At 30.9% G+C, this 9,358-nt stretch carries 14 protein-coding genes; 13 read left to right on the top strand and 1 reads right to left on the bottom strand.

What is annotated here, in order from left to right; all coding sequences use genetic code 11:
- Positions 1–431: 431 nt before the first annotated feature.
- Complete coding sequence (locus J5G60_RS19225; protein ID WP_150356535.1) at positions 432–1,019, bottom strand: helix-turn-helix domain-containing protein; 588 nt, start codon at positions 1,017–1,019, stop codon at positions 432–434.
- Between J5G60_RS19225 and J5G60_RS13720 the strand changes: the two genes are divergently transcribed.
- The 13 genes from J5G60_RS13720 (at position 936) to J5G60_RS13780 (ending at position 9,256) form a co-directional block, all read left to right on the top strand.
- Entirely contained in the window at positions 936–1,604 is a 669-nt protein-coding gene (locus J5G60_RS13720; RefSeq protein ID WP_150356534.1) for a GspE/PulE family protein, read from the top strand. The two genes, J5G60_RS19225 and J5G60_RS13720, sit on opposite strands and share 84 nt — an antisense overlap.
- Entirely contained in the window at positions 1,595–2,812 is a 1,218-nt protein-coding gene (locus J5G60_RS13725) for a type II secretion system F family protein (RefSeq protein WP_236035322.1), read from the top strand. Before J5G60_RS13720 ends, J5G60_RS13725 begins: the two co-directional genes overlap by 10 nt.
- Positions 2,813–2,846: 34 nt before the next feature.
- Positions 2,847–3,257 (top strand): type II secretion system protein, encoded by a 411-nt coding sequence (locus tag J5G60_RS13730; RefSeq protein ID WP_150356533.1) that lies wholly within the window; start codon positions 2,847–2,849, stop codon positions 3,255–3,257.
- The gene (locus J5G60_RS13735) at positions 3,244–3,714 is read left to right on the top strand and encodes a type II secretion system protein (RefSeq protein WP_236035323.1); all 471 of its coding nucleotides are present in this window, start codon (positions 3,244–3,246) and stop codon (positions 3,712–3,714) included. The genes J5G60_RS13730 and J5G60_RS13735 overlap by 14 nt, the downstream gene beginning before the upstream one ends.
- Complete coding sequence (locus J5G60_RS13740) at positions 3,714–4,184, top strand: type IV pilus modification PilV family protein (RefSeq protein WP_150356532.1); 471 nt, start codon at positions 3,714–3,716, stop codon at positions 4,182–4,184. Before J5G60_RS13735 ends, J5G60_RS13740 begins: the two co-directional genes overlap by 1 nt.
- On the top strand, positions 4,153–4,650 hold the full coding sequence (locus J5G60_RS13745; protein WP_229980917.1) for a type II secretion system protein: 498 nt from the start codon (positions 4,153–4,155) through the stop codon (positions 4,648–4,650). The genes J5G60_RS13740 and J5G60_RS13745 overlap by 32 nt, the downstream gene beginning before the upstream one ends.
- 5 nt (positions 4,651–4,655) lie before the next feature.
- Positions 4,656–5,054, top strand: coding sequence for a hypothetical protein (locus J5G60_RS13750; RefSeq protein WP_229980933.1), 399 nt, complete (start codon positions 4,656–4,658; stop codon positions 5,052–5,054).
- Between the two features lies 1 nt (position 5,055).
- Positions 5,056–5,787: a hypothetical protein gene (locus J5G60_RS13755; protein ID WP_150356529.1), complete on the top strand. Its 732-nt coding sequence runs from the start codon at positions 5,056–5,058 to the stop codon at positions 5,785–5,787.
- A gap of 85 nt (positions 5,788–5,872) precedes the next feature.
- Positions 5,873–6,313 carry a hypothetical protein gene (locus tag J5G60_RS13760; RefSeq protein WP_150356528.1) on the top strand — a complete coding sequence of 147 codons (441 nt, stop codon included), beginning with the start codon at positions 5,873–5,875 and terminating at the stop codon, positions 6,311–6,313.
- 17 nt (positions 6,314–6,330) lie between these two features.
- Positions 6,331–6,744: a hypothetical protein gene (locus J5G60_RS13765; protein ID WP_150356527.1), complete on the top strand. Its 414-nt coding sequence runs from the start codon at positions 6,331–6,333 to the stop codon at positions 6,742–6,744.
- A gap of 120 nt (positions 6,745–6,864) precedes the next feature.
- Complete coding sequence (locus tag J5G60_RS13770; protein WP_150356526.1) at positions 6,865–7,941, top strand: M24 family metallopeptidase; 1,077 nt, start codon at positions 6,865–6,867, stop codon at positions 7,939–7,941.
- A 313-nt stretch (positions 7,942–8,254) separates the two neighbouring features.
- Positions 8,255–8,812 (top strand): elongation factor P, encoded by a 558-nt coding sequence (efp, locus tag J5G60_RS13775; protein WP_150356525.1) that lies wholly within the window; start codon positions 8,255–8,257, stop codon positions 8,810–8,812.
- Between the two features lie 39 nt (positions 8,813–8,851).
- Positions 8,852–9,256, top strand: coding sequence for a CD1247 N-terminal domain-containing protein (locus tag J5G60_RS13780; protein WP_150356524.1), 405 nt, complete (start codon positions 8,852–8,854; stop codon positions 9,254–9,256).
- Positions 9,257–9,358: the final 102 nt, after the last annotated feature.

The raw sequence follows: 9,358 nt of genomic DNA on the forward strand, positions 1-9,358 counted from the left end.
GGATTGGATATATTACTCCACAGGAATGTGAAGATATTGAAAGAAAGAAATCAGCTGCCTGATAAAAGAATCAATTATATCAATTAAATTTTCAATCAGCCTTAAGGATAAATATATTCGATCTAAATATATGTCAAGGACAAGCCGTGGGCTTGCTCTGTATATCCTTGATATATATTTGGATTGAATTAAAATAGTTAAAGGCTATTTGAAAATTAAAATATATTCAGTTCAAAAGTTCAAAAAATGTGTCTACTTTATTGACATAGATCCAAAATATCATAGGGCAGGTTGCAAATATTTAGCTAGAAGTCAGATACCAATATCATTAGGAGATGCCAAATCAGAAGGATATACTCCTTGTAGCATTTGCAATCCACCTCAATAAAAGAAAAGCTCTAGATTCACCTAGGGCTTTTAAAAAACTTACATTAATATATAACGTATTTTTTTATGTCGTAAATTTTTAATTTCAATAGTTTATTCCTGAGATGTATATAACTTTTCTTACTTATTTCCATACCATTTTTCCAGCGTGAATACTTGAGCTGTTTAATTCCTAGAGTGTTTTTTACGTCTTTGATTTTGTGCTCTAATTCTATGAAAAACCTTTTGTAATTCGGATTATATATAAATAAAAGATAATCATCCATAAGTTGTTTGACATCAATATTAAAAATCTCCGCCATTTTGTTTAGTAGGTCTAATCTTGGGTATAATTTATTATGCTCATAAAGATACATGTTTGATTTAGATATTTTTATTAATTTAGCTAACTCCCTTTGAGAAATTGAATTGATTAATCTATATTTTTTAATCTTACTTCCAATAGTGGTTTGTATTATTTTAGGTTCCTTATAAGTAACAATTGCTTTGAATGTCGCAATTTTGTTCCACTCCAAACGGGAAGCGGCAAGACTACTACAGTTTATTCTATGGTGAGCAATATAAATGCTAGAGAAAAAAATATAGTGAGTATAGAAGATCCTGTAGAGTACACCCTGGACGATGTAAATCAAGTTAATGTAAATTCAAAAATAGGGCTTGACTTTGCCCGGGGACTCAGGAGCATTTTGCGTCAGGATCCGGATGTCATAATGCTTGGAGAGATAAGAGATGAAGAGACGGCACATATGGCTATAAGGGCAGCCGTGACAGGACATTTGGTTATAAGTACACTGCATACGAACAACTCTGCTGAATCCGCGATAAGACTTAAAGATATGGGAATACCGGAATATTTTATACGGGATGCGCTTGTAGGCATAATATCCCAAAGGTTGGTCAGAAAAATATGTCCTTACTGTAAAACAGAATACCAGGCTTCTCCAGAGGAAATTGTGAAATTGAATCTATCCTCTGAACAGGTTTTATACAAGGGAAAGGGCTGTGACAGGTGTAACCATAAGGCATACAAAGGCAGGACAGTGATATATGATATTTCATATGTGAATGATTATATGAGAGGTTTTTCAAAAAACAGTGTATTGAATGTTGAAAACAGCATAGAGGAATCAAGAGGGGCTACTATGAAGGAAAATTGTATGGAACTTGTTAAATCAGGTGTTACTACATATGAAGAGTTTCTCAGGATGTGCCTGTAGTAAAGGCGGTGGATATTATAATAAAGTACTGGGCAATAAATATGGAAGGTAAAAAAATCAAAGGTAAATGCGAAAGATATAAATTTGCTCAATTAAAAGCTTCTTTGAGAGAAGAAGAATATTATATATATAACCAGAGCAGTGTAAAAAATTACAGAAATGTATTTTTAAAAAAATCCAGCATGATGGATATAAGTGTATTGTGCAGCCAGATGAGCATTATGCTGGGGGCAGGAATACCTGTATCTAAGACGCTTGATGACTTAGAAAAGCAGTGTGGTAACAATTCCGTAAAACAGACTTTGAAAGCTGTAAAAGAAGAAGTGGTAAAAGGAAAAGAACTGCATGAAAGTATGGCTCAGTTTAAATATGTATTTCCTGTATTTATGGTGGAAATGGTTAAAATAGGTGAAGAATCTGGAAGATTGGATGAAATATTCAAAAAATTATCTGAATATTATGAAAAATGTTACAGCATAATATCTTCACTGAAAACTTCTCTCATATACCCTGCAATAACACTGGTAGTTTCAATATTTGTGCTGCTGTTTCTGATGGTTGATATAATACCACAATTCATTGACATTATAATTTCTAATGGGAGTGAAGTACCAGTTCTAACAAAAATAGTAATGTACAGTTGTCAGTTTCTCAGACTGCACTATATTCAAATTTTAGCATCAGTGATTTTTATAGGGATAATATCCTATGGATTTAGAAAAAATTGCAGGGTGGCTGATATAGTAGAAAATATAAAAATTAGAATACCTTACTTCAATAAAATTTACAGTGATCTTATGATTTTTAAAATATGTTCTTCGATGGCTATACTCGTAAAATCCGGGGTAAATATAATTACGGCTCTTAAAATCACAAGTGAATTGGTGGGTCATGGTATTATGTCAAATAAAATGGAGAAGGCAATAAAGTATGTGGAAGGAGGTGAAAGTATATGTGAAGCAATGAGTAAGGCAAAAATAAATGATAAATTATTTTTATCTTTAATTAATACTGCTGAAAATACGGGAAATATAGATGTTATGTTTTTAAAGCTGGAGCAATTATTTGGGAATAAATTGGATAGGTGTTTGAAAAAGATGGTCAGGATTGTGGAGCCTATTATAATAATATTCTTGTCGCTGTTAGTAGGAATATTTGTTATATCAGCACTTATGCCTATCTTTACTATAATGGAGTCTACATTGTAATTTATAAATAAGATTGAAAGAAGGTAGTTGAAATATGACAGGAAAATTCAGGTATAGAAGAAAGAAAGGATTTACCCTCATAGAACTGATGTTAGTAGTTGCCATAATTTTAGTGCTTTTAGGGTTTCTGGTTCCTAAATTTTCTGCTTATCAAAATAAGGCTAAAATTACAAAGGCTGTTAATACGGCTAAGCAAATAGAAACGGCAGCTATGGCCAGTTATGGAGACAATGATGGAAAATTTGATGAGGTAGATGTAAAAAACTGTATATCCACCCTTACCTCCGCTGGAGAGACCGGTGTTGAACTGGGCAGTGATGATCAGAACATTACTGTAAATTATGAAAGTGACAAGGATACCTATACTTTGGAAATTGACGCTGCAGATAATTCCTACATAGTGAGAAAAGAAGGCATTGAGATATTTCCTAATGATGAAAATTAAAACTATGATTTCTGGAGCCAAATCACGGGGTTTTACGTTAATTGAACTGCTCCTTACTATGAGTTTATTTTCTGTAATTTTTAGCTTTAGTTTGATCACTTTGGGGTTCTACAGCAAAATTACTAACGAGATAGATGTGGATTTAACTGACAATAATATTATAAATTTTATAAACAAATCCAAGGCTTATTGTAGAGATAATAAGAAAGAAGGAGGTTATATCTATTTTGATCAAGACAGTGAATGCATAACTTTTAACGTAGGTTTAAATGAAATATTCAATATGAGATTGCCGGAGGGATTTACTTTGAATGGGGTAAGAGATGATAACAGGATAAAAATAGATAACCGGGGAATAACTCAAGATGCCTGTAGTATAAAGTTTAAGGATAGAAAAGAAAAAATTCACTGCCTGACTATGTGTGTGGGCACTGCTTATGTGGAGATAAAGTACTGATGTGGAAGATAGGAAAAAATAATACAGCTAAAATAACAGTTAAGAGAGGATTTACCTTAATAGAAGTGCTGTGTAGTATAGTGGTTTTTTCACTGCTGTTTATGGCAGCTCTCTGTATACAGGTAAGTGCTGTCAAAGTAAAGAATTATAATCAAGGTGTAAACAGGTGTACATTGATTATGGAATATGTGAAAAATAATATTGAATATAATTTTAGTTATGAAGATGTTTTAAATTTATATGAAAAAGGCAGGGTATATTTAAACTGTGATGAGCTAAAGGTTGAAAATATGGAAAAAATAAAAGTTTATAATTCATTTTCTGATGTAAAGCCTGAAAAAGAGCCCTATATCATTTTAAATGTAACAGAAGGGGAGGTGTTAAAGATAAATTTACAATTTTGTAGAAAAATATATGGAAATATCAAGGTGGATAAATGTGAATTCTATAAGGGGAATTATAAAAGATAAAACGAAGTGTAGAAAAGGTTTTACAATTATAGAGATGATTATAGTTATAGCACTGGCAGCATCTATAACTACAGTACAGATAAGGGTCATATCAAAATACATGAGACTTCACAGGGAGGAAGTCAATTATAGCAGGGAGCTGTTTTATGTCAATGAAGCATTTATGATAATAGAACATCAAGTAGAGAGTGCTAAATATATTGATATAAAAGATAATATGATTGTATTGAGGAGATATGACGATAGAGGGTATGATTATATAAAAAAACATAATGATAATTATATTGTTATTTCCTATGGTTCCAACAATTCTTCTACTTTAAACAATATATTGAAAGGAATAGAGGATTTTAGGGTGGAGAAGTATGGAAGAATTTTTTACATATCTATAGATATGGGGAAAGGTAGTTCTTATAAAAGATGTTTTGGAATAGAAAGAAAAAAGCTGAAAGAGGGTTTATATTGATATATGTGGTTCTTATAGGATGTATATGTATTTTTATTTCCCTTGGATGCTACAGTATGGAGATGAACATTAGATCGAATAATTTGAAGGATTATAAAAAATGCCTCGAGTTGGACATAATTGAAAAACCTAGAGAATATCTTTTAACTAGGTTAAATAGGTATATAGTTGAAAATGTATCTTGTAAAGAAAACAATTTAAAAGGGAGTAGGTGCTCTTTAGATAATATCAAGATATATTTTGAAGAATGCTATATATATTATGATGAGAATATAGATTGCTTTAAAGCAGAATACATATTTAATGGAAAATTTTATAAAGAAGAGATTTATGAATACGAGCTTAGAGAAGGGAGATTTGTATGCAGTTGTGTAGATTATTCCTTCAGCAGGGAGTGTAAGTAAAATGCATAGAAAGGTATTTCTAGAAGTAAATGATACAGATATGGTGTATAGAGAAGTCCCAAATAAAAATTTTATATTCAATCTATTTAATAGTAGAGTAATTAATAAGAATATTGTTTCCATAAAGGGCATTAAAGTAAATTTAAAGAATAGAAATCTAGTTATTTTAGCTCATGGAGAAGAAGTATATGTGATGCTCATGAAATTACCCAGAGTAAGCAGAACAAATATCTTTAAAATTATAAGGGAAGAACTTAAAAATAAATTTAAAAAAACCGATGATATAATGTTTTCCTATGATATAATCAGGCGCTGTAAATATAACCTGGAGGTAATGGTGTTCTGTATGAATTACCGTAACGGGAAAGTGATAGAAGAATGTCATAACGCCGGATTCCATATTGCCGGCATAGTGCCAATTCAATTTTATATTTGGGAAAATTATAAAGATAAAATAAAAAGTGAAAATTATATATTTGTATTAATGAGAAATGAGGTTTTATATTTTATAGCATGTCATAAATGTAAAATGATATTTAACAATGTGTTTAAAAATATAAAAAAGGATGACTTTTTTGATATTCTAGAACAATTTCAAATGAAGCTGAGTATTTTGATGACTGATTTTAAATTTACATATATATATTTTGTGGGTTTTCCCTATAAAGATACAATAGAAGAAGTATCTAAACAGTATATATGTAAAGATTTTGGAAAATTCATTGTAAAGTGATATTTAAGGTTTGTATGTTTTCTCATTTGACATTAATAATAGAAAAAAATAGGTATTTAAAATATTTAAGTGAGAGGTAGTTAATGTGAAGGGATTGTATTTTTTACCTCAGTGGTATAAAGAAAGAGTAAAAGCGGAAAAAGGCAAAAAACTTAAATTTACGGTTGTATTGCTCTTGATAATAAATTTGCTGCTTGTAAATATGTTTATAGTAAATAAAAATAAACTGACCAATTTGGATGGTGAATTAAAGAATTCAGTATCCAGAAAAAGTTCTGTACATTATAAAAGCGGTACATTTGAATGTTTTTTAAATTTTTACGAATACATATGGAAGGGAAAAACTTTTAAAGATATAAGTATTCAAAATAAAGATATAAATTTCAATGTAGAAGGTGAGGAAAATTGTCTTTCACTGATCAAAAATATAGAGAACACAAATAAATTTATAATAAAAGATTTAAAATGTTTAGAGATTACGGACGGGGAAAAGAAAATCTGGCAGATTAATTTAAGATTAAAATAATAGGTGGAATGATAATAATGAAAATGGCAAATAATATATTTAGATTTACCATATTAGCTCTGATCTGCAGCTGTGTGTTTTTTTTATCAAAGAATTATGCTCTTATTAAAGATTTAAATGAAAAAAACGGAGTTCTTCAATTACAAGAGAATAATTTAAAGAAGAATTTGAAGAAGACGAGTGGAATAAGTTACAGTGATGTTTTACAGAAATTAAATGGTATAGAGGGGGTGCAAATATTAAATTTTTCAAGAAGTAGTGAGGGAAAAATAACTGTAAATGTTGAAATAACAGGTGATAAAACTAAAGTTGTGGATGCTTTCAAAAAAATAAGTCAAAAAGAAAATTTTTATAGTATGGATAATATTACAATGGAACAGGACAGATATGAAAATTTAAAAGCAAGGACAGATATTAATTTTGTACCCTGAATAGGCATTTGAGTTTGCAAATAATCACAAATTTTGATAAAATAACATTGTTTGAGTGTAACAATGGAATAAATGTGATTATTTATGAATTGATGATGCCTTATTATAGGAGGAATTGCAATGTTTAAAAAGAGGATTGCGAAATTAAGAGAAGCTATGGGTAAAAAAAAATTGGATTCAGTTTTGTTGATGGGAGATCCAAATAGAAATTATTTAAGTGGATTTACGGGCAATGAAAGTTTTTCACTCATAACACAGGAAGAGGCATTCTTTATAACGGATTCGAGGTTTACAGAACAGGCTTCAGAACAGGTAAAAGATTATAAAATTTTAGAATATAGTAAAGGTATGTCCTTTGTAGATTTTTTATCAGACTTAATAGATAAAAATAATATTAAAAGGCTTGGGTTTGAGGAAAACATAGTTTCCTACAGCCAATATGTGGTTTTTAACAGTAAATTGAATTGTCAGCTTGTTCCTATGGAGGGAATTGTAGAAGAAATAAGAATAGTAAAAGATGATGATGAAATAAAGTTAATGGAAGGGGCTGCTGCTATTGCAGATAAGGCCTTTGCACATATGGTAAATTTTATAAAATCAGGCATGACAGAGAGAGAAATAGGACTTGAATTGGAATTTCATATGAAAAAGTTAGGAGCCAGTGCTCTTTCATTTCCATCTATAGTGGCCTCCGGAGTGAGATCCAGTCTTCCTCATGGTGAAGCTACTGAAAAAGTGATAAAAAGAGGAGAGTTTTTAACTCTGGATTTTGGCTGCATTTATAAGGAGTACTGTTCTGATATGACAAGAACAGTTGTGATAGGTGAACCTTCAAGGGAAATGCTTAAAATATATAATATAGTTTTAGAGGCTGAACAATTGGCCTTAAAAGAGTATAAGCCTGGCATTCCAGCAGTGGAGGTGGATGCCGTTGCAAGAAATTATATAAGTGGAAAAGGATACGGGAAGAATTTTGGCCACAGCCTGGGTCATGGAGTAGGCAGAGAAATTCACGAGGCACCTATAATTGGCTATAAAAATAATAGAAAATTGGAATCAGGTATGGTGGTCAGCGATGAACCTGGGATATACATACCGGGTTTTGGTGGAGTTAGAATAGAAGATTTGCTTGTAGTAACTGAAGATGGTGGTAGGGTTTTGTCAAAGTCGCCTAAAAATTTAATATGCATAGATTAAGTCAGCAATATTACTATGGTTAAATAGTATTTAATGATATATAATGTTAAATGGATAATAGATAGATTTATAAAGAGTTTATAAAAAATTGAATTAGGATTAAAACAGGTCGAATAAGAATGAGAAAGGGGTTAAGCCGTTATTTCAAATACTAATTTTAGAGGTAATTGAAGTTGTAGGGTGGATTTTACATCCGAATTTACGTCCCTGGAGTGTGAGACCTGACGTAGGATAGCTGTAACAGCTAGATTTCGGGCACTATGAATGGGAAAATAAGCTTGAATTAGAGCTTATATAAGACGGTAGGCAGAAAATGATATCAGCAGGAGATTTAAGAAAAGGAACTACTTTTGAACAAGATGGACAAGTGTATACAGTAGTGGATTTTCTCCATGTGAAACCGGGTAAAGGAGCAGCATTTGTAAGAACAAAATTAAGAAATGTTATCACGGGAGCAGTTACTGAAACTACTTTTAATCCTACTGCAAAATTGCAAGAGGCAGTTATAGAAAGGAAAGAAATGCAGTATTTATATTCGGATGGTCAATTGTATTATTTTATGGATCAGGAAACTTTTGAACAAATTCCATTGGAATATGAAAAGGTAGAGGATGCAATAAAGTTTTTAAAAGAGAACATGTTTGCCATAATAAAGTTTTATAAAGGGGAGGCATTTTCTGTAGAAGCTCCGAATTTTGTTGAGTTGCAAGTAACTCATACTGAACCGGGAGTTAAGGGAAATACTGCTACTAATGTTTTAAAACCAGCTACTGTGGAAACGGGGGCAGTTGTGTCCGTACCTATATTTGTAAATGAAGGTGAAACTATAAGAATTGATACAAGGACTGGAGAATATATGGAGAGAGTTTAGTAAATACTAATAAATAAATAATATTTAGGAAGTGATGTCATGGAATCCATTAAATCTAAAGTATCTTATATTAGCGGGCTGATGGATGGGCTAAAAATTGATAAAAGTACAAATGAAGGGAAAATTTTTTTGAAGATTTTAGATGTACTTGAGAGTATGGCAGAAGAGATAGAAAATTTATCTGAGGCTCAAAAATATACGGAAGACTATATGGATGCCATAGATGAGAACTTAGCATATTTACAAGATGATCTGTATGATGAAGACTATGAGGCATATAGGGATATGGTTGGAAATTTTGAAGAAGTTAAATGTCCAAATTGTGACGATACTGTGTATATAGATAAAGACATATTGAAACAAAAGGAAAATTTAACTTGTCCCAATTGTCATAACAATATACCTATTGGGGATAACAGTGTTAGTGATGATAGTAAAAATTAAATTACGTATAATAAAAGATCCTGTTAAGGTTACATACTTTAACAGGATTTTTTATTTTATTTTTATTTATATGGAATAATTTTTTAAAAATGAAAATAGGAA

The organism is Clostridium sp. HV4-5-A1G (assembly GCF_900184915.1).
GTDB lineage: Bacteria > Bacillota > Clostridia > Clostridiales > Clostridiaceae > Clostridium_B > Clostridium_B aromativorans.

What these genes read in the sequence shown, in the direction of transcription:
- J5G60_RS13720 (WP_150356534.1), top strand. Translation starts at nt 936, where the DNA reads ATGGTGAGCAATATAAATGCTAGAGAAAAAAATATAGTGAGTATAGAA.
- J5G60_RS13730 (WP_150356533.1), top strand. Translation starts at nt 2,847, where the DNA reads ATGACAGGAAAATTCAGGTATAGAAGAAAGAAAGGATTTACCCTCATA.
- J5G60_RS13735 (WP_236035323.1), top strand. Translation starts at nt 3,244, where the DNA reads ATGATGAAAATTAAAACTATGATTTCTGGAGCCAAATCACGGGGTTTT.
- J5G60_RS13740 (WP_150356532.1), top strand. Translation starts at nt 3,714, where the DNA reads ATGTGGAAGATAGGAAAAAATAATACAGCTAAAATAACAGTTAAGAGA.
- J5G60_RS13755 (WP_150356529.1), top strand. Translation starts at nt 5,056, where the DNA reads ATGCATAGAAAGGTATTTCTAGAAGTAAATGATACAGATATGGTGTAT.
- J5G60_RS13765 (WP_150356527.1), top strand. Translation starts at nt 6,331, where the DNA reads ATGAAAATGGCAAATAATATATTTAGATTTACCATATTAGCTCTGATC.
- J5G60_RS13770 (WP_150356526.1), top strand. Translation starts at nt 6,865, where the DNA reads ATGTTTAAAAAGAGGATTGCGAAATTAAGAGAAGCTATGGGTAAAAAA.
- efp (WP_150356525.1), top strand. Translation starts at nt 8,255, where the DNA reads ATGATATCAGCAGGAGATTTAAGAAAAGGAACTACTTTTGAACAAGAT.
- J5G60_RS13780 (WP_150356524.1), top strand. Translation starts at nt 8,852, where the DNA reads ATGGAATCCATTAAATCTAAAGTATCTTATATTAGCGGGCTGATGGAT.